This window comes from Kribbella sp. CA-294648 (assembly GCF_050943845.1).
In the GTDB taxonomy this organism is placed as follows: Bacteria; Actinomycetota; Actinomycetes; order Propionibacteriales; family Kribbellaceae; genus Kribbella.
Genome location: NZ_CP191981.1, coordinates 4,170,630 through 4,197,128, shown reverse-complemented (window position 1 = coordinate 4,197,128; position 26,499 = coordinate 4,170,630). Strand labels below are relative to the sequence as shown.

At 68.9% G+C, this 26,499-nt stretch carries 29 protein-coding genes; 8 read left to right on the top strand and 21 right to left on the bottom strand.

The genetic code is table 11. The annotated features are described in order from the left end of the window. Positions 1 to 47: 47 nt before the first annotated feature. Positions 48 to 1,268 (bottom strand): acetyl-CoA C-acetyltransferase, encoded by a 1,221-nt coding sequence (locus ACQPYM_RS19970; protein WP_433022801.1) that lies wholly within the window; start codon positions 1,266 to 1,268, stop codon positions 48 to 50. Between the two features lie 85 nt (positions 1,269 to 1,353). On the opposite strand from ACQPYM_RS19970, the gene ACQPYM_RS19965 reads away from it, so the two are divergent. Next, positions 1,354 to 2,094 carry a MerR family transcriptional regulator gene (locus ACQPYM_RS19965; protein ID WP_433022799.1) on the top strand — a complete coding sequence of 247 codons (741 nt, stop codon included), beginning with the start codon at positions 1,354 to 1,356 and terminating at the stop codon, positions 2,092 to 2,094. 66 nt (positions 2,095 to 2,160) lie between these two features. On the opposite strand, the gene ACQPYM_RS19960 is transcribed toward ACQPYM_RS19965, so the two are convergent. The 12 genes from ACQPYM_RS19960 to ACQPYM_RS19905 all read right to left on the bottom strand — a co-directional run bounded on the left by ACQPYM_RS19960 (position 2,161) and on the right by ACQPYM_RS19905 (position 11,952). Continuing rightward, the gene (locus ACQPYM_RS19960) at positions 2,161 to 2,436 is read right to left on the bottom strand and encodes a DUF6510 family protein (RefSeq protein WP_433022797.1); all 276 of its coding nucleotides are present in this window, start codon (positions 2,434 to 2,436) and stop codon (positions 2,161 to 2,163) included. Further along, the gene (locus ACQPYM_RS19955) at positions 2,433 to 3,194 is read right to left on the bottom strand and encodes a ferredoxin reductase (protein ID WP_433022795.1); all 762 of its coding nucleotides are present in this window, start codon (positions 3,192 to 3,194) and stop codon (positions 2,433 to 2,435) included. The genes ACQPYM_RS19960 and ACQPYM_RS19955 overlap by 4 nt, the downstream gene beginning before the upstream one ends. After that, positions 3,164 to 3,760 carry a molybdopterin-dependent oxidoreductase gene (locus ACQPYM_RS19950; protein ID WP_433022793.1) on the bottom strand — a complete coding sequence of 199 codons (597 nt, stop codon included), beginning with the start codon at positions 3,758 to 3,760 and terminating at the stop codon, positions 3,164 to 3,166. The genes ACQPYM_RS19955 and ACQPYM_RS19950 overlap by 31 nt, the downstream gene beginning before the upstream one ends. A 68-nt stretch (positions 3,761 to 3,828) precedes the next feature. After that, a complete protein-coding gene (locus ACQPYM_RS19945; protein WP_433022791.1) occupies positions 3,829 to 4,971 on the bottom strand; it encodes an acyl-CoA dehydrogenase family protein in 1,143 nt (380 codons plus the stop codon). Positions 4,972 to 5,014: 43 nt separating this feature from the next. After that, a complete protein-coding gene (locus tag ACQPYM_RS19940) occupies positions 5,015 to 6,145 on the bottom strand; it encodes a CaiB/BaiF CoA transferase family protein (protein ID WP_433022790.1) in 1,131 nt (376 codons plus the stop codon). A 33-nt stretch (positions 6,146 to 6,178) separates the two neighbouring features. Next, positions 6,179 to 6,502 (bottom strand): hypothetical protein, encoded by a 324-nt coding sequence (locus ACQPYM_RS19935; protein WP_433022788.1) that lies wholly within the window; start codon positions 6,500 to 6,502, stop codon positions 6,179 to 6,181. 136 nt (positions 6,503 to 6,638) lie between these two features. Further along, complete coding sequence (locus tag ACQPYM_RS19930) at positions 6,639 to 7,394, bottom strand: SDR family oxidoreductase (protein WP_433022786.1); 756 nt, start codon at positions 7,392 to 7,394, stop codon at positions 6,639 to 6,641. Positions 7,395 to 7,410: 16 nt separating this feature from the next. Continuing rightward, positions 7,411 to 8,325, bottom strand: a complete 915-nt coding sequence (locus ACQPYM_RS19925) for an RNA polymerase sigma-70 factor (RefSeq protein WP_433022784.1) — start codon at positions 8,323 to 8,325, stop codon at positions 7,411 to 7,413. A gap of 10 nt (positions 8,326 to 8,335) precedes the next feature. After that, entirely contained in the window at positions 8,336 to 9,574 is a 1,239-nt protein-coding gene (locus ACQPYM_RS19920) for an MFS transporter (RefSeq protein ID WP_433022782.1), read from the bottom strand. 69 nt (positions 9,575 to 9,643) lie between these two features. Continuing rightward, a complete protein-coding gene (locus ACQPYM_RS19915; protein WP_433022780.1) occupies positions 9,644 to 10,207 on the bottom strand; it encodes a DinB family protein in 564 nt (187 codons plus the stop codon). Between the two features lie 15 nt (positions 10,208 to 10,222). Continuing rightward, positions 10,223 to 11,695 carry a cobyric acid synthase gene (locus ACQPYM_RS19910; protein ID WP_433022778.1) on the bottom strand — a complete coding sequence of 491 codons (1,473 nt, stop codon included), beginning with the start codon at positions 11,693 to 11,695 and terminating at the stop codon, positions 10,223 to 10,225. 29 nt (positions 11,696 to 11,724) lie between these two features. Further along, positions 11,725 to 11,952, bottom strand: coding sequence for a hypothetical protein (locus ACQPYM_RS19905; protein ID WP_433022776.1), 228 nt, complete (start codon positions 11,950 to 11,952; stop codon positions 11,725 to 11,727). Positions 11,953 to 12,113: 161 nt separating this feature from the next. On the opposite strand from ACQPYM_RS19905, the gene ACQPYM_RS19900 reads away from it, so the two are divergent. The 3 genes from ACQPYM_RS19900 (at position 12,114) to ACQPYM_RS19890 (ending at position 13,830) form a co-directional block, all read left to right on the top strand. Next, positions 12,114 to 12,410, top strand: a complete 297-nt coding sequence (locus ACQPYM_RS19900) for a GNAT family N-acetyltransferase (protein ID WP_433022774.1) — start codon at positions 12,114 to 12,116, stop codon at positions 12,408 to 12,410. Next, positions 12,407 to 12,940: a YbaK/EbsC family protein gene (locus tag ACQPYM_RS19895; RefSeq protein WP_433022772.1), complete on the top strand. Its 534-nt coding sequence runs from the start codon at positions 12,407 to 12,409 to the stop codon at positions 12,938 to 12,940. Before ACQPYM_RS19900 ends, ACQPYM_RS19895 begins: the two co-directional genes overlap by 4 nt. Positions 12,941 to 13,005: 65 nt before the next feature. Then, entirely contained in the window at positions 13,006 to 13,830 is an 825-nt protein-coding gene (locus ACQPYM_RS19890) for a helix-turn-helix domain-containing protein (RefSeq protein ID WP_433023339.1), read from the top strand. 103 nt (positions 13,831 to 13,933) lie between these two features. On the opposite strand, the gene ACQPYM_RS19885 is transcribed toward ACQPYM_RS19890, so the two are convergent. Together ACQPYM_RS19885 and ACQPYM_RS19880 are read right to left on the bottom strand one after the other, a co-directional pair. Next, on the bottom strand, positions 13,934 to 14,365 hold the full coding sequence (locus tag ACQPYM_RS19885) for an organic hydroperoxide resistance protein (protein WP_433022770.1): 432 nt from the start codon (positions 14,363 to 14,365) through the stop codon (positions 13,934 to 13,936). 29 nt (positions 14,366 to 14,394) lie between these two features. Beyond that, the gene (locus ACQPYM_RS19880; RefSeq protein WP_433022768.1) at positions 14,395 to 15,348 is read right to left on the bottom strand and encodes a quinone oxidoreductase family protein; all 954 of its coding nucleotides are present in this window, start codon (positions 15,346 to 15,348) and stop codon (positions 14,395 to 14,397) included. Between the two features lie 86 nt (positions 15,349 to 15,434). On the opposite strand from ACQPYM_RS19880, the gene ACQPYM_RS19875 reads away from it, so the two are divergent. Further along, entirely contained in the window at positions 15,435 to 16,097 is a 663-nt protein-coding gene (locus ACQPYM_RS19875; RefSeq protein ID WP_433022766.1) for a TetR/AcrR family transcriptional regulator, read from the top strand. Here ACQPYM_RS19875 and ACQPYM_RS19870 read toward each other — a convergent pair. Together ACQPYM_RS19870 and ACQPYM_RS19865 are read right to left on the bottom strand one after the other, a co-directional pair. Beyond that, positions 16,081 to 16,827, bottom strand: coding sequence for a sulfite exporter TauE/SafE family protein (locus ACQPYM_RS19870; protein ID WP_433022764.1), 747 nt, complete (start codon positions 16,825 to 16,827; stop codon positions 16,081 to 16,083). The genes ACQPYM_RS19875 and ACQPYM_RS19870 overlap by 17 nt on opposite strands. A 162-nt stretch (positions 16,828 to 16,989) precedes the next feature. Next, positions 16,990 to 18,156 carry an SPFH domain-containing protein gene (locus ACQPYM_RS19865; RefSeq protein WP_433022762.1) on the bottom strand — a complete coding sequence of 389 codons (1,167 nt, stop codon included), beginning with the start codon at positions 18,154 to 18,156 and terminating at the stop codon, positions 16,990 to 16,992. Between the two features lie 406 nt (positions 18,157 to 18,562). Between ACQPYM_RS19865 and ACQPYM_RS19860 the strand changes: the two genes are divergently transcribed. Next, positions 18,563 to 18,958, top strand: a complete 396-nt coding sequence (locus ACQPYM_RS19860; protein ID WP_433022760.1) for a pyridoxamine 5'-phosphate oxidase family protein — start codon at positions 18,563 to 18,565, stop codon at positions 18,956 to 18,958. Between the two features lie 583 nt (positions 18,959 to 19,541). Here the strand turns inward: ACQPYM_RS19860 and ACQPYM_RS19855 are convergent. The 3 genes from ACQPYM_RS19855 to ACQPYM_RS19845 all read right to left on the bottom strand — a co-directional run bounded on the left by ACQPYM_RS19855 (position 19,542) and on the right by ACQPYM_RS19845 (position 23,420). Then, positions 19,542 to 21,050, bottom strand: coding sequence for a DUF222 domain-containing protein (locus ACQPYM_RS19855; RefSeq protein ID WP_433022758.1), 1,509 nt, complete (start codon positions 21,048 to 21,050; stop codon positions 19,542 to 19,544). A 983-nt stretch (positions 21,051 to 22,033) separates the two neighbouring features. Beyond that, positions 22,034 to 22,558: an NfeD family protein gene (locus tag ACQPYM_RS19850; RefSeq protein WP_433022756.1), complete on the bottom strand. Its 525-nt coding sequence runs from the start codon at positions 22,556 to 22,558 to the stop codon at positions 22,034 to 22,036. A gap of 79 nt (positions 22,559 to 22,637) precedes the next feature. After that, positions 22,638 to 23,420 carry an ABC transporter ATP-binding protein gene (locus ACQPYM_RS19845; RefSeq protein WP_433022754.1) on the bottom strand — a complete coding sequence of 261 codons (783 nt, stop codon included), beginning with the start codon at positions 23,418 to 23,420 and terminating at the stop codon, positions 22,638 to 22,640. An 84-nt stretch (positions 23,421 to 23,504) separates the two neighbouring features. On the opposite strand from ACQPYM_RS19845, the gene ACQPYM_RS19840 reads away from it, so the two are divergent. Beyond that, entirely contained in the window at positions 23,505 to 24,251 is a 747-nt protein-coding gene (locus tag ACQPYM_RS19840) for a hypothetical protein (protein ID WP_433022752.1), read from the top strand. Positions 24,252 to 24,371: 120 nt separating this feature from the next. Continuing rightward, on the top strand, positions 24,372 to 25,589 hold the full coding sequence (serB, locus tag ACQPYM_RS19835) for a phosphoserine phosphatase SerB (protein WP_433022750.1): 1,218 nt from the start codon (positions 24,372 to 24,374) through the stop codon (positions 25,587 to 25,589). A 25-nt stretch (positions 25,590 to 25,614) separates the two neighbouring features. On the opposite strand, the gene ACQPYM_RS19830 is transcribed toward serB, so the two are convergent. Then, positions 25,615 to 26,439, bottom strand: coding sequence for a hypothetical protein (locus ACQPYM_RS19830; protein ID WP_433022748.1), 825 nt, complete (start codon positions 26,437 to 26,439; stop codon positions 25,615 to 25,617). Positions 26,440 to 26,499 lie beyond the last annotated feature (60 nt).

Below are 26,499 nucleotides of genomic sequence, written 5' to 3'. Positions count from 1 at the left end.
CGTTACAGTGTACTTTCCAGGGCCGTCAGCGTCCTGTGTCCAGTCGATCATGCCGCAAGCCTCTCGATGATGGTCGCGACGCCCATGCCGCCGCCGACGCACAGGGTGGCCAGACCGTAGCGCAGCTCGCGCCGCTCCAGCTCGTCCAGCAGGGTTCCGATCAGCATCGCGCCGGTGGCGCCGAGCGGGTGACCGAGCGCGATCGCACCGCCGTTGACATTCACCTTCTCGTGCGGGACGCCGAGATCCTTCATGAAGTGCAGCACCGCCGCCGCGAACGCCTCGTTCATCTCGAACAGGTCGATGTCACCGACTTCCAGCCCGGCCTTGGCCAGCGCCTTGCGGGCGGCCGGCGCGGGACCGGTCAGCATGATCGTCGGGTCGGTACCGCTGACCGCCGCGGCGACCACCCGGCCACGCGGTGCCCGGCCGAGCGCCTCGCCGGCCTTCTCGTTGCCGATGGCAACCAGAGCGGCGCCGTCGACGATGCCGGAGGAGTTGCCGGCGTGGTGCACGTGGTCGATCCGCTCGACCGTCACGTACTTCTCCAGCGCCACCGCGTCGAACCCGCCGTGCTCACCGATCGCGGCGAAGGAGGCCGGCAGCCCAGCCAGGGTCTCGGCAGTGGTGCCGGGCCGGACCAGCTGGTCATGGTCCAGGATGCGCAGTCCGTTGCGGTCGTCGACCGGTACGACGGAGCGTGCGAAGTACCCGTTGGCCCAAGCCTTCGCGGCCCGCGCGTGCGACTCGGCGGCGTACGCGTCGACGTCGGTGCGGGAGAACCCGTCGAGGGTGGCGATCAGGTCGGCGCTGATGCCCTGCGGGATGAAGTTGGTCTGCATCGCGGTCTCCGGGTCCATCGCCCAGGCGCCACCGTCGGAGCCCATCGTCACCCGCGACATCGACTCGACCCCGCCGGCCAGGATGAAGTCCTCCCAGCCCGAGCGGATCCGCTGCGCGGCCTGGTTCACCGCTTCGAGGCCGGAGGCGCAGAACCGGTTGAGCTGGACGCCGCCGGTCGTCTCCGGGTAGCCCGCCGCCAGCACCGCAGTACGGGCGATATCCATGCCCTGGTCACCGATCGGGGTGACCACGCCCAGGACGACGTCGTCGATCGCCTCTTCGTCGAGTTGCGGGTGTCTGACCCGCAGCTCCTCGAGCAGGCCGGTGACCAGCTGGACCGGCTTCACCTCGTGCAGCGCGCCGGCCGCCTTGCCCTTGCCGCGCGGTGTCCGGATCGCATCGTAGAGAAAGGCTTCAGTGCTCATGGGGATCCCGTCGGTCGAGTCGTCCCGTTGATTGTGACAGTTCTGGTGTCATGATCGTCAAGGGGGGCTCGTTATGATCTCCGCCATGTCAGAAACCACGGCGGACGAGGCGACCCTCACGGTCGACGAGCTGTCCGCACGGGTCGGGATGACCGTGCGCACGCTGCGCTTCTACGCCGGCCGCGGGCTGATCCCTCCACCGGTACGCCGGGGGCGGGTCGGGTACTACGGCCCCGAGCACATCGCCCGGCTCGACCTGGTGCGTGAACTCCAGGCGCACGGGTTCACACTGTCGGCGATCGAGGGCTACCTGGACCGCATCCCCCCGGACGCGACCCCGCAGGACATCGCGCTGCACCGGACGCTGCTGACACCCTGGATGCGCGACCTGCCCGAGACGCTGGACCGCACCGCGCTGGTACGGCGTACCGGCCGGGAGTTGAGTGACGACGACATCGAGATGCTGGTCGCTCTGGGGGTGGTCGAGCCGACGCCCGACGAGGACGTATTCCAGGTTGCGACGGCGCATCTCAGCCTCGGGGTCGAGCTCCTCGATCTCGATCTCCCGGTCGAGGCCGTGCTGGCCGCCGGCCGGATCTTCGCCGAGCACGGCCGCGCACTGGCCGAGGAACTCACCGAGGTATTCCGCACCAAGGTCTGGCCGCACTACCGCGACTCAGGCGGCCCTCCGGAACACATCCAGCAACTCGTCGAACGCTTCAAACCCGTGACGATCCAGGGCCTCGTGCTGGCCTACGAACGAGCGGTCGGGGAAACCCAACGCGACACCGTCCGCCGCTCCGGCACCAAACCACCCCGCCGCTGACGCGGCGGCTGCCGCGCCCGGGGGTCGGGGCGGCGCCGAGGCCGCGCTCGGTGCCAGCGGCAGCGGTCAGGCCGGGTTGGTGAAGCGGAGATAAGTGAGGCCCCGGAGGTCCAGGTAGGTATCGGTGGGGGTGGTGACGACGCGGAGCAGGACTTCGTCGCAGCCGGTGCAGCGGGCGATCATGCCGGGGGCATCGAGGTAGACGCGGGTTTCGGCGAAGGCGCCGGTTCGGCCGCAGCTGGTGCACTGGCCGATGGCGGCGGTGACGTCGACGGCGAAGATTTCGCGGAGCATGCCTGCTGCCGCGTTGCCGTCCAGATGGGTGGGAACGTCCGCGGTCATCGCGGTCCTCCTGTCGGTCCGAAGCGTTCGGTTCTGACTCGGGCCGGGTCGTGCCCGGCCGCGACGAGCAGGTCGGCCACCGTTTCGACGAATGGTGTCGGCCCGCAGACATACGTGGTCGGCTCGTCCTCGGGCCGGAAGGCCACCGCGTTGAGCAGCTCGGCGTCCACGCGAGCCGGTGGGCGCTTCTCCCCCGCCGGCGCCTCGCGGGTGTAGGCGAAGGTGATCTCGACGTCCTCGGACGCGGCGAGCTCCTTCAGTTCGGGCACATAGATCACCGACGCCGGCCCGCGTACGGAGTACAGGAGTCTTGCCGGGGTGGTGCTGGCGGCGGCCGCGTGGGCGCGCAGCATCGCCATCAGCGGTACGACGCCCGAGCCGCCGCCGATGAGCTGGATCGGGCCCTCCTGCTCGGGTTTCCACACGAACCAGCCGCCGACCGGGCCGCGGATCTCCAGCGGGTCACCGACCTTGAGCACCTCGACCAGGTACGGCGAGACTTCGCCCTCCGGCACCTGTTCGACCGTCAGTTCGATGGTCGTCCCCGTCGCCGCCCAGGCGGAGGCGATCGAGTACGACCGGGACGCGCGATAGCCGTCCGGCGCGGTCAACCGGACGTCCAGATGCTGCCCGGCCAGATGGCCGGGCCAGTCCGGTACGTCGAGAACCACGGTCCGGGCGGTCGCCGTCTCGGCCCGTACCTCGGTGACGGTGCCGACCTGCCAGGTCAGTCGCCGGCGTAGCGCTGTTCTTTCCATGGGTCTCCGTACTCGTGATAACCGGCCGTTTCCCAGAAGCCCAGGTCCTCGGTGTCGGACAGAACCAGGCCGCGCACCCACTTGGCGCTCTTCCATAGGTACAGGTGCGGCACCAGCAACCGGGCCGGCCCGCCGTGCTCCGCGGCCAGCGGCTCACCGTCGTACTCGTAGGCGATCCACGCCTGCCCGTCGAGCAGATCCTCCAGCGGCAGGTTGGTCGTGTACCCGCCGTAGCTGTGCACCAGCACGTAGTCGGCGGCAGTCTCGACGTCAGCCAGCAGGACGTCCAGCGAGACGCCCTTCCACTCCGTACCGAGCTTCGACCACCTGGTCACGCAGTGGAGATCCTTGGTGATCTCCTCGCTAGGCAGCGAGGTCAACGCCGCCCAGTCCCACCGACTCACCTCACCGGCCTCGTTCGCAACGGTGAACTCCCAGTGCTCCGGCAACACCCGCGGAGTAGGCCCCGCCGACAGCACCGGAAACTCATGAGTCAGATACTGCCCCGGCGGCAACTCGGCCCCACCCCGCCGACGACCGGTGAACCCAGGCGACACGATCCCCATGAACGGACCTCCTTCAAACCGAAACCACTCCCGGCAGTCAATCACGAACTGCCGGGATCACGCGGTTCCTACAGGCCCATGGTGCGGCCGATGATTTCCTTCATGATTTCGGTGGTGCCGCCGTAGATCGTTTGGATTCGGGTGTCGAGGTAGGCCTTGGCGATCGGGTATTCGGTCATGAAGCCGTAGCCGCCGTAGAGCTGGAGGCATTTGTCGACGACCTTTTTCTGGAGTTCGGTGGTCCACCACTTGGCCATCGCGGCCTCGGAGACGGTGAGGGTGCCGGCGTTGAGTTCCTCGATGCAGCGGTCGACGAAGACGCGGGCGATCTGGGTCTCGGTGGCCAGTTCGGCCAGGACGAAGCGGGTGTTCTGGAAGGAACCGATCGGGCGGCCGAAGGCCTGGCGGTCCTTCACGTACTGCAGGGTCGTTTCGAGGATGCTCTCGCAGGCTGCCGTCGCGACGACGGCGATCGTCAGGCGCTCCTGTGGCAGCTTCTCCATCAGGTAGACGAAGCCCTTGCCCTCCTCGCCGAGCAGGTTGGCGGCCGGGACCCGGACGTTGTCGAAGAACAGTTCGGCGGTGTCCTGCGCCTTCAGGCCGATCTTGTCCAGGTTTCGGCCGCGCTCGAAACCCTCCGCTCCGCGCTCGACCACGATCAGCGAGATGCCCTGGTAGCCGGCGTCGGTGTCGGTCTTGGCGACGACGATGACGAGGTCGGCGAGGATGCCGTTGGAGATGAACGTCTTCTGGCCGTTCACGATGTAGTCGTCGCCGTCGCGCCGGGCCGTCGTGGTGATGCCCTGCAGGTCGCTGCCCGCGCCCGGCTCGGTCATCGCGATCGCGGTGATCAGCTCACCGGAGCAGAACTTCGGCAACCAGCGCGCCTTCTGCTCTTCCGTCGCATAGTCGAGCAGGTACGCCGAAACGATGTCGGTCTGGATCGTGAAACCCGGGCCGCTCGCGCGCGCCTTGGTCAGCTCCTCCATCACCACGGCGTTGAAGCGGAAGTCACGAGCGCCACCACCGCCGTACTCCTCGGGCATCATGAAGCCCAGCAGGCCCGCCTGGCCGGCTGCCGTCCACAGTTCGCGCGGGACGATGCCGGCTTCCTCCCAGCTCTCGTGGTGCGGCATGATCTCCTTCTCGCAGAAGGCGCGCGCGGTCTCCCGGAAGGCATCGTGATCGGCGTCGAAGAGGTGACGTTCCACGGGCGGGTCTCCTTGGGTCGATCAGTCGGCTTGGGTTGGCCGGCTAGGGCTGGTCGGCTTGTACTGCGGCGCCGGAGGCGAGCAGGTCGTCGATTGCGGTGACGCCCCACTCCGCCAGGGCCTCGCGGGTGTGCTGGCCCGGTCGTGCCGGGGGCCGGTCGAGTTGCGCAGGTGTGCGGGAGAAGCGCGGCGCGGGGGCGGGCTGGCGGATGCCGTCGCGGTCCACGAAGGTGCCTCGGGCAACGAGATGCGGGTGGTCGCCCGCCATCCGTAGTACGGGTGAGACGCAGGCGTCGGTGCCGTCGAATCGTTCGGTCCACTCGGCCTGCGTGCGTTGGGCGAACGTCTCGGTGAGGAGCTTGTGCAACGCGGGCCAGTTCGCTACGTCGTACCGGTCGGGCGCCTCGATGCCGAGCAGGTGGATCAGTTCGTCGTAGAAGCGGGGCTCCAGCGCACCGACGGCCATGTACTCGCCGTCGGCGGTTTCGTAGACGTCGTAGAACGGGGCGCCGGTGTCGAGCAGGTTCGTACCGCGCTCCTGCTTCCAGCTGCCACCGGCGAGCGCACCGAGCAGCATCGTGGTGAGGTGCGCGGAACCGTCGACGATCGCGGCGTCGACCACCTGCCCACGCCCGCTCCCCCGCGCCTCGAACAGAGCAGCCAATACGCCGACCACGAGATAAAGCGAGCCGCCTGCGAAGTCACCGAGCAGGTTCGCCGGAACCTGCGGCGGCCCACCGGCGCGACCAATCAGATGAAGGGCACCCGACAGCGCGAGGTAGTCGATGTCGTGACCAGCCGACTGAGCCAACGGACCGTCCTGCCCCCAACCCGTCATCCGGCCGTAAACCAGCTTGGGGTTGATCTCGTGACAAGCCTCAGGCCCGAGCCCGAGCCGCTCGGCAACCCCGGGCCGGAAGCCTTCAACCAGTACGTCGGCCGACGCGACCAACTCGAGAACGGCGGCCACGGCTCGCGGGTTCTTCAGGTCGAGCGCGACACTCCGCCGCCCACGATTCACCAACTCGAACTCCGGCGCCCCCATCGCGAGCCCGCCACCGGGCCGATCGATCCGCAGGACGTCCGCCCCCAGCTCCGCCAGCATCATGCACGCGAACGGCGCCGGCCCGATCCCGGCCAACTCGACAACCTTCACCCCATCCAGTGGCCCCATCCACCCATTGTGACAGTACAACTGTCACAGTCGTCAAGTCATCTTCAGCTTGAGCGCCGCCGGGAGGAGGGCGAGCGGGAGCACGACCGACAAGGTGGTGACGGCGAGGAGCAGGGCGGAGAGCACCGGCGAGCCGGATTCCAGGTGGTGGGCATGGAAGGCGAGGTGCGGGATCGAGTAGGCGAGGTAGGCCAGCAAGGCCACGAGGACGAGACGGCGCTCGAGCCAGATCGCGGCGGCGGCGAGCACGATGCCGATGCCTAGCGTGGTGCTGCCGAAGTCGCGGAAGAGATGCTCGCTGTACGGCGGCGTCCAATCAACGGTCGGCACGTCGTTGTAGAAACTCGCGGGGAACACCAGGGTCCACACCCCGACAACCAGTTGGACTCCCGTCAGACACAGCAGGCCAACCCGTAGAACCCGCGCCGGACCCGGCCGGCTGCCTCTCGCCCTCGCGGCGTCCGGCTGGGCGCGCCTCCTCCCCTGGCGGCGCTCACTTCCCCGCCTCGCTCGGGAGACGGTCGTTGAGGTAGTCGGTGAAGGTCTTCTGGCCGAAGGGTGGGGTTTCGGCGATGGCGGCGCCGCGGGCGTAGGCGCGGAACGTCTTTCCGGGAAGGCGCACCGGGAGGATCGGGCGGTGGGGCTTGGCGGCTTGTTTCCAGAGGTGAGCCAGTGCCGGGAGAGTGTGTTGTTCTGGGCCGCCGATGTCGGGGGCTCGGCCGGTGGGTGGGGCGGTTGCCAGAGCGGTCAGGCGGGTGGCCACGTCCTCGACCGCGATGGGTTGGAGCTTGACGGCCGGCGCCAGCAGGACGGGGAGGAAGCGTTGGGCGGTGAAGATCCGGTCGATGAGGTTGTGGAACTGGGTGGCGCGGAGTACGGAGTACGGGATGGAGGACTGCTCGACCAGGCGCTCGACTGCGAGTTTGTGGCGGTAGTACGGGAGCGGGATGCGGTCGATGCCGACGATCGAGACGACGATCAGGTGTTCGACGCCGGACGGACGCAGCGCGTCGATCAGGTGCTGGGTCTGGGTGATGTCGGCGCGGCCGAGGCTGGTGGCGAGGTGGAGCACGGTGTCGACGCCGTTCACCGCTCCGCGCAGGCCGGTGCCTTTGGTGAGGTCGCCGGTGGTCAGGCCGGGGCCGCTGCGGCGGCTCAGCACCCGGACGTCGTGGCCGGCCGCGCGCAGGGCAGTGACCGTCGGGCGGCCGAGGGTGCCGGTTCCGCCGGTGACGAGGATGGTTCGCATGCTGGTTTCCTTTCGGTCACCAGCCCAGACCGGACGCCCCGCCGATTCGTGACAACTGTTTCTCGACGTGGCCGAGCTTGTCCGGGTTCATCGCGAGTTCCAGGCTGCTGAGCTCGTCGCCGTCGAAGGTCAGGTACACCACGGCTCGCACCCCATCAGGGCCGACGGCAACGAGTACGTGCTCGCCGTTGGCCTGTGCGAAGTACGGAAGGATGCCGGCGCCGAAGCGTTCCAGTACGCCGACCAGGTACCGCGCAACGCGCTCGCGACCCGCGACGGGATTGCGCGCGGCGTTGACCTTGCCGCCACCGTCGGCGCGGGAGACGACATCCGCGGCGAGCAGCGATTCGAGTCCCGCGATGTCGCCGAGCTGAGCGGCGGCGAGGAAGCGCTCGACGAGCGTGCGCCAATGACCCGGGTCGGCCCGGTGCGATCGGTGGTCGGCGGCGACCCGCTTGCGCGCTCGTGAATGGAGTTGGCGGGCGTTGTTCTCCGTCGTACCGATCAGGTCGGCGACCTCGCGGTGGGAGTAGGCGAAGGCCTCCCGCAGCACGTACGCCGCACGCTCGGCGGGCGTGAGCTTCTCGAGCACGGTGAGCAGCGCGAAGGAGACCGACTCGCGCTGCGCGACCTCGTCGAGCGGACCGAGATCGTCGAGCTTGCCGCCGGTCAGCACGGGTTCGGGCAACCACGGGCCGACGTACGTCTCACGCCGTGCGCGAGCCGAGGTGAGCTGGTTGAGGCAGAGGTTGGTGACAGTCTTCGCGAGGAAGGCGGCCGGCTCGCTGACCGTCCGATGGTCGACCGACTGCCACCGCAACCAGGCGTCCTGCAACACCTCCTCGGCCTCGCTCACCGACCCGAGCATCCGGTAGGCGATCCCGAACATCCGCCCCCGGCACCGCTCAAACACCTCCAGCTGCTCACTCACCCGTCCATCTTCACAGGCGAAGCGTCCGGACGTCGCGGGAGAGGAGGGCCGCCATGGTGATGATCACGAGAAGGAGTCCGCAGCCCAGCATCGCGGGCCGGGTGCCGAAGGCGACGACGGCCGGTCCGGCGAGCATCAGGCCGATCGGTGACATCAGCAGAGAGCCGAGCGCGTCGTACGAACTGACCCGCGAGAGGGTGTGGGCCGGGATCTTGACCTGGACCGTCACCGACCAGAGCACCGCGATGAGGCTCATCCCCACGCCAGTGAAGAACATCGCCACCATGACCGTGGGCAGCGGCGCGTCCACGCCGAGCAGGATGAACGGGGTCGGCATGGTGACAGCGAGAGCGACGACGCCGGCGAGGATCGTGCGGTGCGGCTTCCAGCGCATGGCCAGGACGGCACCCAGCAGGGTCCCCGCGGACTCGGACGCCAACAGCCACGACCAGGCCTTCGCGCCACCCAGCTCGGCCGTTGCCAGGGCAGGACCGATGACGCCGATTGCGGCGGCATAGCAGGCGAAGTGCAGTGAGGACTGCAGGACGACCACCCAGACCCACTCATGGCTGCGGAACTCGGACCAGCCGTCGCGCAGGTCGGCGATGAAACTCGTCCTGCTCTCCGGGAGCGGAAGCGCGTTGCGCGGGCGGACGAAAGCGAAGGGGATCGCGGCGGCGACGAGGGCCACCCCGCAGACGACGAGGGTCCATCCGCCGCCGAGCAGCGCGACGAGAAAGCCGGCCGCGACCACGCCGAGGATGCGGGCGGCGTTGCGGACCACGCCGATCAGGCTGTTTGCCGCATGCAACTGTTCGACGGCGACCAGCTCGGGCACGATGGCCGCCAGTGCGGGGTTCATGATCGCGAGGCCGATTCCGGACACAGCGGCGGCCACTCCGAGCAGCCACCACGGCGTGCGGGCGTCGATGAGCATGATGCCGAGGGCTGAGAACGACACCGCGGAGAGCAGCAGCCCGGCCACCACAACCTTGCTGCGCCGGACCCGGTCCGCGATCACGCCGCCGACCAGTACGAAGGCGAGCAACGGGATCGACTCGCAAGCCATCACGATCGACAGACGAGTAGGCGTACCGCCCGGCGAGGCGAGCACACCGAACGCGAGGGCGACCGGCGCCGCGACCGAAGCCGTGATGGCGAGGAATCTCCCAGCCAGCAGCAGGAGAAAGGGAACGTCGCGCAGCAACGCGGCTTCGGCCGTCCGGGTCGCCGTGGCGTCGGAAGTCATCCCACCCAAACCGTCTTCTGCACCACCAATACCTACAGGGCCGTCACGTCCGGGCGCACCTCGTTTTCTTTACTTGAACGTCTCGGCTGCTTGCTGGATCGTGCGGTAGTACTGCGTCCAGCCTGCCTCGTCGAGGACGTCGGCGTCGGGGCCGCCGGTGCCGTCGATGAGTTCGCGGACGATGTCGGCGTGGCCCGCGTGGTGAGCTGTTTCGTCGACCATGCGGATCAGGAGGACGCCGAGAGTCGTCGCGCGGCGGTCCTCCGGCCAGTGGGCGACCGAGCCCGGTGCGTCGAGGTCGAGGGAATTGATCGTCTCGTCGGCGAACAAGCAGGCGCGCTGGTACAGGCCGATCAGGTAGTCGCTCGTCTCCGTCGGCAGGGCCCACATGTCGGCGCCCTCCCAGATGGTGCCGTCCTCGACCCAGGCGAGCGTCTCCGGTGGGACCCGCCCGAAGCACTCCCCGAGGTACCCGTACTCAAGCCCGGCCAGGTGCTTCACCAGGCCCAGCAGGTTCGTCCCCGAGGGCACGAGTGGCCGGCGGCGGTCGTGCTCGCTCAGCCCGTCGAGCTTCGACAGCATGACCGCACGGCTGCCGCGGAGTTTCTGGTGTAGCTCTGCTTTGACGTCCACAGAACAGACGCTAGATCAGCCCGCCGACAATTTCGGCGCACCGGGCGGGACGAACGGAAGATCGCTCGGCGCGCCGCCTTCGATCAGAGCGAGCAGGGCCGCGGTGTCGAGGTGCTCGTCGATGGCGTCGGCCAGCAGGTCCAGCCGCGCCTCACGCTGGGCAGCGAACGACACCGAGCCGTCCGGTGCAGGCTTGCCGGTCAACGCCGCGACCTCCCTCAGAAAGGCATGCCGCCCGGCGTCGTCGTCGAAAAGCCCGTGCCAGATGGTCCCCCAGACCACCCCGTCCCGGCAGCCACCCGGGAACTCCGCCGCCGACCCGGTCACCGTCACGACGCCATGATGAATCTCGTACGCCGTCGGCGCCGGCCGCGCGAGCACCTTCTCGGCGAAAAAGGTGGTTGCCACTGGCAACAACCCCAGCCCGCGAGACGAACCGCCGCCCTCAACGCCCGCAGGATCCGAGATCGCCCCGCCCAGCAACTGATAACCGCCACAGATCCCCAGCACCGGCCGCCCCGCCGCGACGCGAGCAGTGACCGCGTCAGCCAGACCCGTCGAGCGAAGCCAAGAGAGGTCAGCGGCGGTCGCGCGCGACCCCGGCAGCACCACGAGGTCGGCATCGCGGACCTCCGCGGGGCTCGCGGTGAAGAACACGCTCGTGGTCGGCTCGACGGCGAGCGCGTCGAGATCGGTGAAGTTGCTGATCCGCGGGAACCGCACCACCGCGATCGTGAGCACCTCCGACTCCCCCGCCGTCCGCCGAGCGGGTACGTCGAGTGCATCCTCCGAGTCCAGCCACAGATCGGGCAGCCACGGCAGTACGCCGTACGTCGGCCGCCCGGTCACCGAGCCGAGCATGTCGATCCCGGGCTGCAGCAACGACACGTCGCCGCGGAACTTGTTGACCACGAAGCCGCTGATCAACCGCTGGTCGGCCGCGTCGAGCAAGGCGACGGTGCCGAACATCGATGCGAAGACCCCACCCCGGTCGATGTCACCGACCACCACCACCGGCGCGCCAGTGTGCTGGGCGAGCCCCATGTTCACGTAGTCCGACTGCCGCAGGTTGATCTCGGTGGGACTCCCGGCGCCCTCACTGATCACCACGTCGTATCGCGAGGCGAGATCGTCGTACGCCGCGAAGGCCGCCTTCGCCAGCTCGGCCCGTTCGGTGAGGAAGCCGCGGGCGGTCAGCTCACCCCACGGCTCCCCCATCAGGACGACGTGACTCTTGCGATCGCTGCCCGGCTTCAGCAGCACCGGGTTCATCGCGGCCTCGGGCTCGGCACCGGCCGCGACCGCCTGGATCCACTGGGCGCGACCGATCTCCGAGCCGTCAGCACACACCATCGAGTTGTTCGACATGTTCTGGGCCTTGTACGGCGCGACGCGGACGCCCTGGCGCGCCAGCCAGCGGCAGAGCCCGGTCACGACAGTCGTCTTGCCCGCGTCGGACGTAGTACCGGCCACCAGGAGAGAACCCACACGGGGATCCTAAGCGGCCGGTACTGCGGCTAATGTTCGGGACAGTCCTCTTCCGGACGGCTCTGCTCGGACGACGGCACCTTCGGGGTGACCGGCCGGTCCTGCGAGTCCGTGCTCGGCAGTCTCGGTGTCGCGCCCTGGAAGCGGGTCGCGGAGGTCCGTTCGGGGGCCGAGAGCGGCTTGGCCACGTTCTCCAGCGACTGGCCCTCGGCGTCGACACCGAAGAACCACGCGATCAGGCCGCCGATCAGCATCACCGCGGCGCCGATGATGTAGCCCCAAAGCGTGATCGCTGCTCATCCGTGCTCCCTCCCAGCCGGGCCCGATACTGTCCGTACGAGCCCGTACCCCAGGCGTCACCGAGCCGAAACGTGCGGTGTGGCAAGCCGGGTTCGGGTGGCTGGATACAGTGGCTGGCATGGAGAACGAGATCGCGATCACCGACGCCAAGGACGCCAGCCGGTACGAGGCGCGTGATTCCGAGGGCAACTTGATGGGGTTCGTCGACTACCAGTTGAGCGGCGACGTGATCGCCTTCCGGCACGCGGAGACGCTGCCGGAGTACCGGGGTCGTGGCGTGGCCGGCCGGATCGCCACCAAGTCGCTCGACGACGCGCGGGACGCCGGGCTGCGGGTCAACCCGTCGTGCCCCTACTACCAGGACTTCTTGAAGGAGCACACCGAGTACGCCGACCTCGTGGTGGCGCCGCAGTGACCGCGCCGGAGCTGGGCAGTCTCACCTGGCGACCGGCCGCTGAGGTGCCCGAGTTGCTGGCCGAGCCGGTCCGCGCGGCCCTGGGGGGCCTGCCTGCCTGGGCGGCCGCGATCGATCCCACACTGGCCGACACGGCCGCATTCTGCGCGGAGTACGACGTACCGATGGCTGCTTCGGCGAACTGTGTGATCGTGCACGGCAAGCGGGCCGGCGAGTCGACGTACGCCGCGGTGATGGTGCTCGCCACCCATCGGGCCGATGTGAACGGGGTGGTCCGCAAGCATCTCGGCGTACGGAAGATCTCGTTCGCCGCGCAGGATGACGCGGTCGGCGCGACCGGGATGGAGTACGGCGGCATCACGCCGATCGGCCTGCCCGGGGACTGGCCGGTGCTGGTCGACGACGCGGTGGCCCAGGCCGGGCTGGTCGTGATCGGCAGCGGCGTCCGCGCCTCCAAGCTGCTCGTCGACGGCGCGGACCTCGCGAAGCTCGCGAGCGCCACGGTGCTGGAACTCGGGACGCCCGGCTGATCTGGCGCTAACATGCTGGGGTGACGGTGGCGGGTGGAGAGGGTGGGCCGACCGCGCTGCGCATCATGCTCGGCGGGCACCTGCGCCGGATGCGTGAGGCCGCGGGGATCAGCCGCGCCGACGCCGGCTGGCAGATCCGGGCCTCGGAGTCGAAGGTCAGCCGGATGGAGCTCGGCCGGGTCGGCTTCAAGGAACGCGATGTCAGCGACCTGCTCGACCTGTACGAGATGAAGGACGCCCAGGAACGCGAGCGGCTGATGGAGCTGGCCCGGGCGGCGAACAACCCTGGCTGGTGGTCGCGGTACGGCGACGTGATGCCGAGCTGGTTCGCCAACTACGTCGGGCTCGAGGTGGCGGCCAAGCTGATCCGGACCTACGAGGTGCTGTTCGTTCCGGGGCTGCTGCAGACCGAGGACTACGCGCGGGCGGTCGTCCAGCTCGGCAAGGCGTATCTGCCGGCCGAGGAGATCAACCAGCGGGTGGCGTTGCGGGTGACTCGCCAGCAGATCCTGACCCGGCCCGATCCGGCCCGGTTGTGGGTGGTGATCGACGAGGCCGTGCTGCACCGGCCGGTCGGCGGCCGCGCGACCATGCGCGAGCAGATCGAGTACCTGATCAAGGTCTCGCAGCAGCCGAACATCACCTTGCAGATCATGCCGTTCAGCAGTGTCGGCTATCCCGGCGCGGGTGGCGCGTTCAGCATTCTGCGTTTCCCCGAAGGCGATCTGCCGGACGTGGTCTACATCGAGCACGCGGCCAGCGCGCTCTACCTGGACAAGCTCGAGGATCTCGACGAGTACGCCGCGATCATGGAGGCACTCACGATCGCGGCCGCCCCGGTCAACGCGACCCAGGCCCTGCTCGTCGAAGCCCTCGAGCGGATGAGCTGACCGCTCTCCACCATTTCGGCGGTCCACCGCCGAAATGGTGGGTTGCCACCCCTGAGTACGGGGTGATAACCCACAAGGTGGGGGGTTGACCGCCGAAATGGGTTCAGGCGACGGTGATGTCGACCTTGATGTTGCCGCGGGTCGCGTTGGAATACGGGCAGACCTCGTGCGCCTTGGCGACGAGTTGCTCGGCGGCCTCCCGCTCCAGCGCCGGCAGGGTCACGACCAGCTCGGCCTCGAGGCCGTAGCCGGCGCCGCCGTTGATCGGGCCGATGCCGACGGCCGCGGTGACGGTCGAACCGGTGACGTCCTGCTTGGTGACCCGGGCCACCGTCTTCAGCGCACTGTGGAAGCAGGCCGCGTAGCCGGCCGCGAACAGCTGCTCGGGGTTGGTGCCCTGGCCGTTGCCGCCCAGTTCCTTCGGCGGCGCGACGGTGACGTCGAGCTTGCCGTCGTCGGAGGCGGTGCGGCCGTCGCGGCCACCCTCGGCGGTGGCGCGGGCGGTGTAGAGAACCTTCTCAACTGCGATCGTCATGAACCAGACTTCCTTGTAGTGGGCGTGTTTCAGCGAGTGGGGTCGAGGATGAGCTTGCCGACGGTACGGCGGGCTCGCATGTCCTCGTGAGCGGTGGCGATCTCGGACAGGCCGTACTCGCCGCCGAGGATCGAGCGCAGCTTGCCGTCCTGGACCAGGCCGAACAGCTCGGACAACGGGTCGGCCAGCATGCCGGGAACCTTGAAGCAGTCGGCCAGCCAGAAGCCGGCGATCGTCTTCGAACCCTTCATCAGGCGGCCGGGCGCGATCGGCTCGGCCTGCTGACGCGACGCGGCACCGAAGGTGACCAGCCGGCCGAAGGGGCCCATGGCATCGAACGACTCGTCGAGGGTCTTGCCGCCGACCATCTCGAGCACGATGTCGATCGGCTTGCCGTTGTTGGCTTCGATGATCCGGTCCTTCAGGCCCTCGGGCTCGCCGTCGATCGCGGCGTCCGCTCCGAGCTCCAGGATCTGCTTGCGCTTCTCCTCGGTGGAGGCGGTCGCGATGACGCGACCCGCGCCCCAGAGCTTCGCCAGCTGGATCGCGAGCGAGCCGACACCACCAGCACCGGCGTGGATCAGGACGGACTCGCCCGGCTGCAGATGGGAAGAAGTCTTGAGGAGATGCCAAGCACTCGTGCCCTGGACGACGAGAGCCAAGGCGTCGGCGTCACTGACACCTTCCGGTACGTCGAACGCGGCCTGCGCGTAGCCGGTCACCTTCTCGGCATAGCCGCCGGTGCCGACCAGCGCGACGACCCGGCGCCCGTCCTCGGTGTGGCCGACGACCTCGCCGCCCGGGATCAGCGGCAGCGTCGCCTTCGAGAGGTAGCTGTTCTCCACCTGATGGGTGTCGGCGTAGTTCACCCCGGCCCGGTCGACGGTGATCAGGACCTGACCTTCGCCGGCCACCGGCTCCTCGATGTCGACGACCTGGAGAACCTCCGGTCCACCGAACTCGCTGATCTGTACGGCTCGCACTTTGTCGCGCTCCTTCGCTTTGCGTCTGTTGGAATCGCTGCTGCCTTACGCTGTACTATACACTGTACGTTATGGAGGTGAACGAGATGCCGGACACACGTCCCCGAACCCCGCGGAACACGCTCAGTCCCGAACTGATCGTCCGGACCGCGCTCGACCTGATGGAGGCCAAGGGCGCCGACGCCTTCAGCCTGCGCGGCCTCGCCGCCGAGCTCGGAGTCGGCCCGATGGCGCTCTACACCTACTTCCGCAACAAGGACGACCTGTACGACGCGGTGCGCGATCACCTGATGGCGCTGGTCCCCGGCGTACCGGAGGACGCGGCCTGGCCGGACCAGGTGCGAGCGGTCTGCCGCGGGCTGCGCGCGTTGATGCTGCAGCATCCTTGCCTTGCGCAACTACTCGCCGGCCGCCCGTTGAGCGGCCACGAGACGGCCCGGGTGGCCGAAGGCCTGCTCGGCGTACTGCGAGCTGCCGGGTTCGACGCCGAGACCGCGGCCCGGACCCACACGACGTTGTTCACCTATGTGCTGGGGGCAACGTCCTGGGAGATCCAGATGGCGGCCGAACGGCGCGACCCCGAAGCATGGCGCCGGCTGCGGACGACGATGGAGTCGCTGTCGTCCCGAACGTATCCGACGGTCGTCGAGCTCGCACCGGAGCTGGCCCGAACCACGGGTGGCGACGAGCAGTTCGACTACGGCCTCGACCTGTTGCTGGCTGGTCTCGAGGTCAGAAAACCATCGTGACGATGGCGACGATCCCGATGATCACGATCAGCGCGCGCAGGCCGGTCGGCGGGAGTTTGCGGCCGTAGCGGGCGCCGATGAACCCGCCGATCGTCGAGCCGACCGCGATCAGGGCGGCCGCCAGCCAGTCGACGTCCGCGACGATGATGAACAGGATCGCGGCCACCGCGTTGACGACGGTGGCGAGCACGTTCTTCAGGCCGTTCATGCGCTGCAGGTTCGAGTCCATGCCGATGCCGAGAATCGCCATCAGCAAGACGCCCTGAGCCGCGCCGAAGTAGCCGCCGTACACGCCGGTCAGGAAGACGGCCGGGATGACCCACCAGGCGCCGCGGTGGGTGTGCGTCGGCAGGATGATCCGCTTGGACAGCCACGGTTGCAGGGCGACAAGGACACAGCCGAGCAGGATCAGCCCGGGGACGACGGCGTTGAAGGCCGAGCCGGGCAGCTTGAGCAACAGGACGGCACCGACGATGCCGCCGATCAGCGACGCGGGGATGAGACGCAGCATCCGGCCGCGCTGGCCTTGGAGTTCGCGCCGGTAGCCGATCGCGCCGGCCGCAGTACCGGGTGACAGGCCGACGCTGTTGCTGACGTTCGCCAGGACCGGAGGGATGCCGACGGCAAGCAACGCGGGGAAGGTCAGCAACGTGCCGGAACCCACCACCGCGTTGATTGTGCCCGCGCCCACGCCCGCCACCAGGACGAACAGCGCCTCGAACCATGTCATCGCTGCCAGACTCTACGCACCTGACGCGTCATGCTGCTCATCAGTCCGGCTCGTGAGCAGGCGTTCGGTAGGGATTCCTGTTGGGGTGCGGTGAACGTCACACGGCCCGGCTCCCACCGGTTGGGTGGGGCCGGGCCGCGCGTCAGTACGTCGTACCGGAGGTCAGCGCTCCTGCGGAGGACCGTCCTGGACCGGCGGGGTCGGCTCGGGAGCCGACGTGACGGCCGGCGTCGCCTGGGCCTGCTGGCTGCGCGAACTGACTGCAGCGTTCTGCGCGGCCGCAATCGCTTCCTGTACTGCGTTGTCGGCCTCGGCGACCGCGGCGTCCGGGGTCGCCGCCGTGCCCATCCCGCTGTCGACCTGAACCGCGGCGGAGTCGCCCAGCTCGGGCTCCGGGAACGGACCCTCGGCCTTCTGGGTGATGCCGGCGATCTGGCCGACGGCACTGCCGAGGCCTTCCATCGCCTTGCCGATCTCGCTCGGGATGATCCACAGCTTGTTGGAGTCGCCCTGTGCGATCGACGGGAGCATCTGCAGGTACTGGTAGGCGAGCAGACCCTGGTCGGGCTTGCCGGCGTGGATCGCGTTGAAGACGGTGGTGATGGCCTGCGCCTCACCCTGCGCCTTCAGGATCCGCGCCTCCCGCTCGGCCTGCGCGCGCAGGATGCGGGACTCCCGGTCACCCTGGGCGGTGAGGATCGCGGACTGCTTCTGGCCCTCGGCCGACAGGACGGCCGACTGGCGCATACCTTCGGCAGTGAGGATCGCGGCGCGCTTGTCGCGGTCCGCGCGCATCTGCTTCTCCATCGAGTCCTGGATCGACGGCGGCGGGTCGATCGAGCGCAGCTCCACCCGGTTCACCCGGATGCCCCACTTGCCGGTCGCCTCGTCCAGCACGTACCGCAGCTTCTCGTTGATCTCCTCGCGGCTGGTCAGCGTCTGCTCCAGGTCCATGCCACCGATGATGTTGCGCAGCGTGGTCATGGTGAGCTGCTCGATCGCCTGGATGTAGTTGGAGATCTCGTAGGTGGCCCGGACCGGGTCGTTCACCTGGAAGTAGATGACGGAGTCGATCGACACCATCAGGTTGTCCTCGGTGATGACGCCCTGCGGCGGGAACGCGACCACCTGCTCGCGCATGTCGATCGTGTAGCGCACCTTGTCGACGAACGGCGTCAGCAGGTTCAGGCCCGGCTGCAGCCCGACCTTGAACTTCCCGAACCGCTCCACGATGCCGACAGTCTGCTGCTGCACGACCCGGACTGACTTGATCAGTGTGACGACCACCAGTAAGGCGACCAATGCCAGCACTATGAGGAACGCGGTCACGTGACCCTCCCACTCGAAGAACCCTCAGGACGGACAGTCTTTCCTATCGACGGGCCACTCCAGGCAACGGTTCCCTCACAATCCGAGAACCCACCCACCAACCCCCGCGCTGTCCGCACCCCCGACCCTACTTCCACCGCCGTCCCCATCCCCTCCCGCCACACCCCACCCGCCCACCCGAACCGGCCCCTGTTCGTCCCCGGGCTCGTGACGCTACGCGTCACCTCGCAGTACCGGATGCGCGGCGGCCTCAGCTGCTGCCGTGTGGTCGCGCCCCACCGTGGCGCCGGAGCTCGCACGCTCGCCGGCCGCCGGCTCACCTGCGGGCCCAACCTCGCCGTGCCCCCGTACTGCGAGGTAGATCGGGTTTGACCTCCAGTGCAGTTGAAGTCCGAGGATGCTCCCCATGGTGACTGTGAACCCGGAACTGCTGGCTCGGCTGGAGCGGGAGCGAAACGTGTGGATGTGCACCCTCCGACCGGACGGCTCACCGCACGTGACGCCCGTGTGGTTCGTGTACTCGGAGGCAACATGGTGGGTCGTCAGCGCGGAGCGAAACCGCAAAATCCGCAACCTGGCGCAAGACCCACGAGTCTCGCTAGCCCTAGAAGACGGCCGCACCCCCGCGGTAGCCGAAGGCCGAGCCCGCCTCCACCGCACCAACTTCCCCACCAAGATCAAAACCGCCTTCGCCGACAAGTACCAAGGCTGGGACATCACCACACCGGAGCCCGGCGCCGGCGCACGCGTCCTGATAGAGATCCCAGCAACCCGCTGGCTCCTCGAAGGCCGCGCCCAGTGAGCACCCACGTGCAGTCGGTCCGAGCTCCCCACGCAGGCCTTTCGGGCCCCTGTCACGGCCCCGGCGTCGTTGTCCACTGTTGCAGCGAGATAGGTGGACGCCGCGTGCCTTCGATGCCTCTCCCGTACTGCGAGCTGACGCGCAGCATCACGAGGTATGCGGGTGCCCCGCGCAGCCTTCCTCCCCCGGGTACTACGAGGTGACGCGAAGCGTCATGAGCCCGCGGACGGGCGGCACCGTCCCGCCTCCTGTACTGGCGAGGTGATGCGCAGCGTGCCCGATGGTCCTACCGAGCTGGCGGAAGGGCGCCGCCATCGCTCCCAGGCCCCGGATCCGTCTAAACCCTCGCGTGCGGGCTGAACTGTCTCACGGCGGATCCGGCCGCCGAGAGCTCGGCCCGGACTGCGGATGCTGGGCAGTGCGAGGGCCAGCCTGCGAGTCGACCGGCGACGCGAGGACGCGAGGACGCGGATCAGTGTGAGGCGCGGGATGTGCGGAGGCATGGGTTTGTGCCCATCGGCACGTGGCCGATGGGCGTCTCAGGCGGCGGCTTGAGTGCCGCCGCCCGATAGGCGCGGTGGTGCTACGGGCCGGCGGAGGGGGTGCCGCTGTCGCCCCAGGGGTCGAGCAGTGCGGTGGCTTCTGGGGTGAGCCAGGACAGGTCTCCAGTACCGGGCTGTACGCCGGTACCGGCGTACAGCTTGGGGTGTGGGGCGGGTTGCGCGCCGGGCGGGGCGGTGAGGTTGGTGGTGGGGATGCGGTTGGGCTGTTCGTGGTGGGGGTTGACGCTGACCTGCCCGGGCGAGGGCGAGGTGTACCTGGACAGGTCGGTGAGGTTGGCGAGATCCGCTGCGCTGGTGATGCCGGGGCTGGTCCAGGTCGGGCGGGCGACGTGGACGACGCCGCCGGTGATGGTGATGGCCCATTGCCCGGAGTGCACGGCGCGGTGGTGACCGGCGCACAGCAGCACCAGATTCGTGATCGAGGTCGGGCCACCGTCGATCCAGTGGATCAGGTGGTGGGCATGGCACTGCCACGGCGGCGCCTTGCAGACCACACAGCCCTTGTCCCGCCTCATCAAGGCCCGCCGGATCGGCCGCGTCACGAAACGCTGCTCGGTGCCGACATCCAGCGGTTGGGAATCCGAGCCGAGGACGATCGGCAGGATGGCAGCATCACAGGCCAGCCGCCGGATCGCGGAGGCGGACAGGTTGTCGCCGTACACCAACTCCCCCACCGCGTGGGCGGTGGCGGTGCGCAGGTCGTCAAAGTCGATGGTGATGATGATGTGCGGAACACCCGGCCCACCCGACGTACCAGGGTCGCTGTCGCTGCGGGGCGTGTTGGCGGCGGCGAGATCCAGAATCAAGCTCAACGCGTCGGCCTGGCGCTTGTCGTGCGGACGCGGGTCCAGCTCACCGTCAACGGTGCGGTGAGGCTTCGACAACCGGTTGATCTGGGTGCGGAACTGTTCAGCGTTCTCGCCGGCCAGGTAGCCGCTGAACTTCACGCCGCCGTCGGCCCGGTGCAGGGTAAGGGATTCGCGGGCGTGGGCGTCGTGTTCGGCGGGTTCGGGGCCGTCGGTGTCCAGCCGGGCCAGCACCTCGCGGCCGAAACCCAGCAGCCCGTCCGGGGTGAGCAGCTGAGCGGCTTCGATCATCTGCTCCTCGGCCACCCGCAGCAACTCGACCGGGACCGACGCCGGGGCCTTCTTCAAGGTGGTGACGATGGCTTCGGCCTGGCCCGGGTTCAACACCAGGGCCGGTGCCGGGGCGTCGGCGGTGGTGGGTGTCGGGTCGGCGGGTGCTGCCGGGTCCGGCAGCGCGGCGGTGACGGCGGTGTAGCTGCGGAGCGCCTCGGCGGTCGTGAGATCGCGCTTGATCTCGCGGCGGTTGCGGTGGTGACGCAGCGACAAGAACTCGACGGTGTCACGGGCGCCATGCTCGGCCGCGAGGCCGCGCTGGTCGAAGTCCGCGACCAACTGCAGGCGATACGCGGTCAGAGCGGAGAGGGCAGCCTCGACCGCGTCGAGAGTGGACAGCAAAGCGCTGTCACCGAGCCTCGACGGCGGGAGTAGCTGCGTGGTCTCCATGCAGCAAACTCTAGACACCGCCACCGACAATTTCCGTGCCCAGACCGCCTTGTTTATAAGGAGAATCGCGATTGGCAGGAAGTGGTCAAGTTGTACACAGGGAGGCCGATCCTGTGGACAGCGACGTGATGTTGCGTAGGGCAACCACTGGCCTGCCCGGCGGCACACACGTCCCAGTTTCTCCAGTTGCAAGACCAACGACGGCAGGCTGGTTCGTCGCGCCGCTTCCTGCTCGTCGCCTACCTCACGAGGTGATGAGAGGCGTCATAAGCGCTCGGCGGACGTTCGCGGCAGGTACGTGAGGGTTCGACGTACTCCGTCCCGTGTCCTGCACTGGCGAGGTGATCTGTAGCGTCACGAGGCGGAAGGCGACGGCGTACAGCCCGTACTCCGACCCTGCCTAGCGAGATCACGTGCCTCCCCCGGCGGACGCGATGCGGGGAGGCACGCAGGGGTTCGCCGTACTCCGTCATGCGTCTTGCGAGGTGACGCGCAGCGTCACGAGCCGGCTGGCTCGTGCAGCTCTTCGACAGATCGGTTTGATGCGAGTTGATGTGCAGCATCACGAGACACGCTGAGGCCCGCCGGGAAGGCCGTCTCGTACTGCGAGGTGACGCGCCGCGCCAAGCGCCTGGTGGCACACCACCTTGCCAGCCGGTCGCCGGGCTCCCCCTCCGCGGACTGCGAGGTGACGCGCAGCGTCACGAGCACGCCGGTCCCGGGCGCCGCGTGCTGCCTCTCCGGTGTTGCGAGGTGACGCGAAGCGTCACGAGCCCCGGTGGCGGATGCCTCACCCGGCCGGGGTGTCGGGCTGGCCGCGCCCTTCTCTACTGCGGGGTGACGCGAAGCGTCACGAGCCCCCGGCGGCAGACGCCTCACCCCGCCGGGTGACGGGCTGCCCGCGCTCCTCTTTGTACTGCGAGGTGACGCGTGGCGTCACGAGCCCGGCGGTGGAGTGGCTCGGCGCCCCTCGGCTTGGGTGGCTACTTCGGTGGGTCGGGGTCTTGAGTTTTGTCGGGGGTGCCTAGTTCGGGGTGGTGCTGGTTGAGGGGTTCGCCGATGGGGTAGACGACGGCGGTGGCGCCGTCGATGGACATCACCTCGACGCGGGTGCCGGGGGCGAAGGTGGACATCTCGTCGTACGGGCGGGCGGTCCAGAGTTCGCCGTTGAGTTTGATGGAGCCGCCGCCGTCGGGGTGGATCTCCTTGACGACGACGCCGCTGCGGCCGATCACGTGGGCCGAGCCGGTCATCAGCTGGGGGCCGTGGTGGAACTTGCGGTTCAGCAGCGGGCGGATCGCGGCCAGCATCGCGCCCGCGGTCAGCAACCCGACGACGATCTGCAGCCACAGCAGGCCGGGGAAGATCACCGCCACGCCGCCGGCGGTGACCGCGCCCGCGGCCAGCATCAGCAAGGTGAAGTCCAGCGAAGCGAGCTCCGCCAGGCCGAGTGCGGCGGCGAGCGTTAGCCATGCCGCCCAGACGTTCTCTCGCAGCCAATCCATCATTTGCCAACTCTATCCGCGATCGGGACCTCAAGCAGGCCCTCCGGCCGATTGGACGCGCGGCGGGCTCGTGGGGATTCGTTCAGAGGGCGCGGGCGAAGTACCGGCCGTCTTGGTGGTCGAGGCTGAGGGCGAGGTCGAAGGTCTCGCTCAGGGTCTCGGCGGTCAGTGCCTGTTCGATCGGGCCGGCGGCGACGACCCGGCCCTGCTTCAGCAGCAGGGCGTGGGTGAAGCCCGGTGGGATCTCCTCGACGTGGTGGGTGACGAGCACCATCGCGGGGGCGCCCTCGGCGGTCGCGATCGAGCTGAGTGACCGGACCAGGTGCTCGCGACCGGTGAGGTCAAGACCGGCCGCCGGCTCATCCAAAAGCATCAGTTCCGGGTCGGTCATCAGTGCGCGAGCGATCTGGACCCGCTTGCGCTCGCCTTCCGACAGCGTCCCGAAGGTGCGCTCGCTGAGGTGGCCGATGCCGAGTTCGGTCAGCAGCTCCTTGGCCCGCTGGTGGTCCAGCTCGTCGTACTCCTCACGCCACCGGCCCAGTACGGCGTACGAAGCGGAGACGACCACGTCGGCAACCCGCTCCCCCTTCGGCAGCCGGTCGGCGAGGGCCGCGCTGGTCAGGCCGATCCGCGGCCGCAGCTCGAAGACGTCGATCGCGCCGAGCACCTCGCCGAGCAGTCCGACGACGCCGGTGGTCGGGTGCATCTGGGCCGCGAGGATCTGCAGCATGGTCGTCTTGCCGGCCCCGTTCGGGCCGATCACGACCCAGCGGTCGGTCTCCTCGATGGACCAGTCGACGCCGTCCAGCAGACGCGCGTCACCGCGCACGATCGAGACACCAGCCATCTCCGCCACCGCAGTCATACGGCAAAACCTACGGGGTGCCCCCGAGCACCCGACGCCGACCCCGCCGAGTCGTCCGAAGAACCAGAAGCTACGGATGGGACAATGGCGGGTGTGCTGACCACTGCCGCCTCGGTGCGCTTCACCGTGTGGACCAACGCCATGCTGAACGGCGCCTGCGACCCCGACACGGCCGCGCACAAGATCCTCGGAGAGGACGTCGGGCATCACGTGTCCGGGCTGGCCGCGCATCCGGCGCCGGCGACGTTGCCGGTGGCACTCAACTTGTTGCGGGCGGCCGGTGCGACCCAGGCGCATCTCGCGTTGCCGATTCCGGGCCACCCGATTGGGCTAGCGGGGCCGCCGACGTTCAACGAGGCCGCGCTCGAGATGGGTGAGGCGGTTGTCCTGACCGGGGCGGACATCGGGCTCGTACCGGCGTACGTCGGACCGGCGGTGCAGTGGACCGTCTGGCCGGCGACCAGTCCGTTGCCGGCCGACTTCGGTGAGGCCGATCGCGGCCTTCGTACTGCGCTGATCGAGGCGGCCGAGTCGCTGGCCGCGTTGGATGTGGCCAAGTGGAAGCCGGAGGTCGCGGACGCGCTGATGGACATCCGCAGGATCGGATCGGGCAAGGGCGACGACCTTGCCCCCGGCTACGAAGCGCGGGCCGTGAAGACCGCCGCGACCGCACGTCGCTGCCTGGCCATTGCCGAGGCAGCGCTGGAGGACGACGGGTCAGCTGTCACCGGAGCCGAAGCAGACGCCCGCCGGCGGACCTTGCTCGACCTCGGCGCCGCCGCCCGCCGCGCCCTCGTTGCGGCCTGCGGCCCACCCCCCACGTCCCGCTGACCGGCCGACCCCTGACCCGCTGGCCGCACAGTCCAGCGAGCTCCCATCCAGGCGGCGGACGGATTGGCATGTGGACCGGTCACCTGGCGTTCACCGGATTTAGGTAGCGTCTTCCTTGTCATGACACAGGCTGCGCACGAATCGCCCCCCATCGATCGCCCGACCCTGCTGGTCACGTTGACCGGTACGGACCGCCCGGGCCTGACGTCCGCCGTCCTCTCGACGCTCGCGCTCCGCGGTCTGGACGTGATCGACGCGGAGCAGGTCGTACTGCGAGGCCGGCTGGTGCTCGGCGTCCTGCTGTCGGCGCCGCGGGACCACAAGGTGCTGAAGAAGGAGCTCAAGACCCTCGCCGAGAACCTCGACGTCGAGATCGACGTCAAGAAGGGGTTCGGCGACAACGAGCCGCGCCGCAAGGGCCGCACCCAGGTGACCGTGATCGGCAGCCCGTTGACCGCGCAGGGCTTCGCCGCGATCGCCGGCCGGATCGCCGACACCGGCGCCAACATCGACCGGATCAGCCGGATGGCGCGCTATCCGGTGACGGCGATGGAGATCGCGGTGTCCGGTGCCGACCCCGACTCGCTGCGCAAGGTGCTCGCGCTCGAAGGGGTCGTTCAGGGTCTGGACGTCGCAGTACAGCCCGGCGGTCTGTACCGGCGGGCCAAGCGGCTGATCGTGATGGATGTCGACTCGACCCTGATCCAGGGCGAGGTGATCGAGATGCTCGCGGCGCACGCCGGGCGGCTCGCGGAGGTCGCGGCGGTCACGGAGCAGGCGATGCGCGGGGAGATCGACTTCGCCGAGTCGCTGCGCAGCCGGGTCGCGGCCCTCGAAGGGCTGCCTGCCTCGGCGCTCGACGAGGTCTACGAGGCGATCGAGCTGGCGCCGGGCGCGCGCACGCTGGTCCGGACGCTGAAGCGGCTCGGGTACCAGTTCGCGATCGTCAGCGGCGGCTTCAGCCACATCACCGACAAGCTGGCCGCCGAGCTCGGCATCGACTTCGCCGCCGCGAACGTGCTGGAGATCGTCGACGGCAAACTCACCGGCCGGGTGCTCGGCGAGATCGTCGACCGGGCCGGCAAGGCGACCATCCTGCGCCGCTTCGCCGAAACCTCCGGTACGCCGTTGTCGCAGACGGTCGCGATCGGCGACGGCGCCAACGACCTGGACATGCTGGCCGCGGCCGGCCTCGGGGTCGCCTTCAACGCCAAGCCCGTCGTCCGCGCGGCCGCCGACACCCACGTCAGCGTCCCGTACCTCGACACCATCCTCTACCTGCTCGGCATCAGCCGCGAGGAGGTCGAAGCAGCCGACGCCGACCTCACCATCGACTGACCGAAGCAGCAGACACCGGCGCCGCCTAGGTACTACCGGCCGTCACCTTCCCGGCCGTCACCTCCCCGACCATCGCCGCGGGTGGCGCGGTGATCGGCAGGCCCTTGCCGTAGTCGCGCAACGTGAGCCGTACCCGGGTGGCCAGGTCGGCGCCGTCGTCATACACGTACTCGATCCGTCGCGGGAGATCCTTGGCATCCACCGCGACGGAGATTTGCATCTCCCGAGGCGCCGCCTCCTTGATCCGCGTGTTGAGCAGTTCGCCGAGGACGGCGGCCCTGGCCCCCAGGTGCGAATCGATGGTGATGATGTACTCCTGCGCGTGGTCGGCGCCGTCGATCACGATCTGCCCTCCACGCTGGAATTCGGTCACGAACATGGTGCCGCCGATCACCTGGTAGCCCGCCGCGAGGCCGATCACCGACTCCGCGACGAACACCGCCTCCTTTTCGGCCGGGTCGCTGCCGCGCGGGTTCAAGCGGGCCCACGGACGCTTCGGGTTGCCGGTCAGCTTGTCGTCCTTCGTGTACACGACGCCGCCGATCCGGATCATCGGAGGGTCTCCGGCGGGAATGGAGACGTCGGTCCCGGCCTGGGTCCAGCTCACGTTCGCCTTGATGGTCGCTTCGTCCGGCCCCTCCTTCGCAATTGCGACGGCTTCCACGCTGAAGGTGCCCTTGGCCCGCAGTGCACCCAGGACCCGCGGGCCGAAGTTCTCCTCTGTGAGTTCGGCAGGCGTGACAGACACCGGAGCGAGTTCCCCGTCCGCGTTCCCCTTCGTGCCCTGACAGCCGACGGACAGGAGCAGTACTGCACTCAACGCAAGGGCGCGTTGCAGGGTGATACGCACAGCCGACTCCTCGAGGACGGTACGAGGGTCGTGCTGCGAGCGGATACTCAGGCAGACCCG

Coding starts and splice junctions, on each gene's coding strand:
- ACQPYM_RS19970 (WP_433022801.1), bottom strand. CDS start 1,268: ATGAGCACTGAAGCCTTTCTCTACGATGCGATCCGGACACCGCGCGGC.
- ACQPYM_RS19965 (WP_433022799.1), top strand. CDS start 1,354: ATGTCAGAAACCACGGCGGACGAGGCGACCCTCACGGTCGACGAGCTG.
- ACQPYM_RS19960 (WP_433022797.1), bottom strand. CDS start 2,436: ATGACCGCGGACGTTCCCACCCATCTGGACGGCAACGCGGCAGCAGGC.
- ACQPYM_RS19955 (WP_433022795.1), bottom strand. CDS start 3,194: ATGGAAAGAACAGCGCTACGCCGGCGACTGACCTGGCAGGTCGGCACC.
- ACQPYM_RS19950 (WP_433022793.1), bottom strand. CDS start 3,760: ATGGGGATCGTGTCGCCTGGGTTCACCGGTCGTCGGCGGGGTGGGGCC.
- ACQPYM_RS19940 (WP_433022790.1), bottom strand. CDS start 6,145: ATGGGGCCACTGGATGGGGTGAAGGTTGTCGAGTTGGCCGGGATCGGG.
- ACQPYM_RS19930 (WP_433022786.1), bottom strand. CDS start 7,394: ATGCGAACCATCCTCGTCACCGGCGGAACCGGCACCCTCGGCCGCCCG.
- ACQPYM_RS19920 (WP_433022782.1), bottom strand. CDS start 9,574: ATGACTTCCGACGCCACGGCGACCCGGACGGCCGAAGCCGCGTTGCTG.
- ACQPYM_RS19900 (WP_433022774.1), top strand. CDS start 12,114: ATGGAGAACGAGATCGCGATCACCGACGCCAAGGACGCCAGCCGGTAC.
- ACQPYM_RS19890 (WP_433023339.1), top strand. CDS start 13,006: ATGCTCGGCGGGCACCTGCGCCGGATGCGTGAGGCCGCGGGGATCAGC.
- ACQPYM_RS19885 (WP_433022770.1), bottom strand. CDS start 14,365: ATGACGATCGCAGTTGAGAAGGTTCTCTACACCGCCCGCGCCACCGCC.
- ACQPYM_RS19875 (WP_433022766.1), top strand. CDS start 15,435: ATGCCGGACACACGTCCCCGAACCCCGCGGAACACGCTCAGTCCCGAA.
- ACQPYM_RS19870 (WP_433022764.1), bottom strand. CDS start 16,827: ATGACATGGTTCGAGGCGCTGTTCGTCCTGGTGGCGGGCGTGGGCGCG.
- ACQPYM_RS19860 (WP_433022760.1), top strand. CDS start 18,563: ATGGTGACTGTGAACCCGGAACTGCTGGCTCGGCTGGAGCGGGAGCGA.
- ACQPYM_RS19855 (WP_433022758.1), bottom strand. CDS start 21,050: ATGGAGACCACGCAGCTACTCCCGCCGTCGAGGCTCGGTGACAGCGCT.
- ACQPYM_RS19850 (WP_433022756.1), bottom strand. CDS start 22,558: ATGATGGATTGGCTGCGAGAGAACGTCTGGGCGGCATGGCTAACGCTC.
- ACQPYM_RS19845 (WP_433022754.1), bottom strand. CDS start 23,420: ATGACTGCGGTGGCGGAGATGGCTGGTGTCTCGATCGTGCGCGGTGAC.
- ACQPYM_RS19840 (WP_433022752.1), top strand. CDS start 23,505: ATGGCGGGTGTGCTGACCACTGCCGCCTCGGTGCGCTTCACCGTGTGG.
- serB (WP_433022750.1), top strand. CDS start 24,372: ATGACACAGGCTGCGCACGAATCGCCCCCCATCGATCGCCCGACCCTG.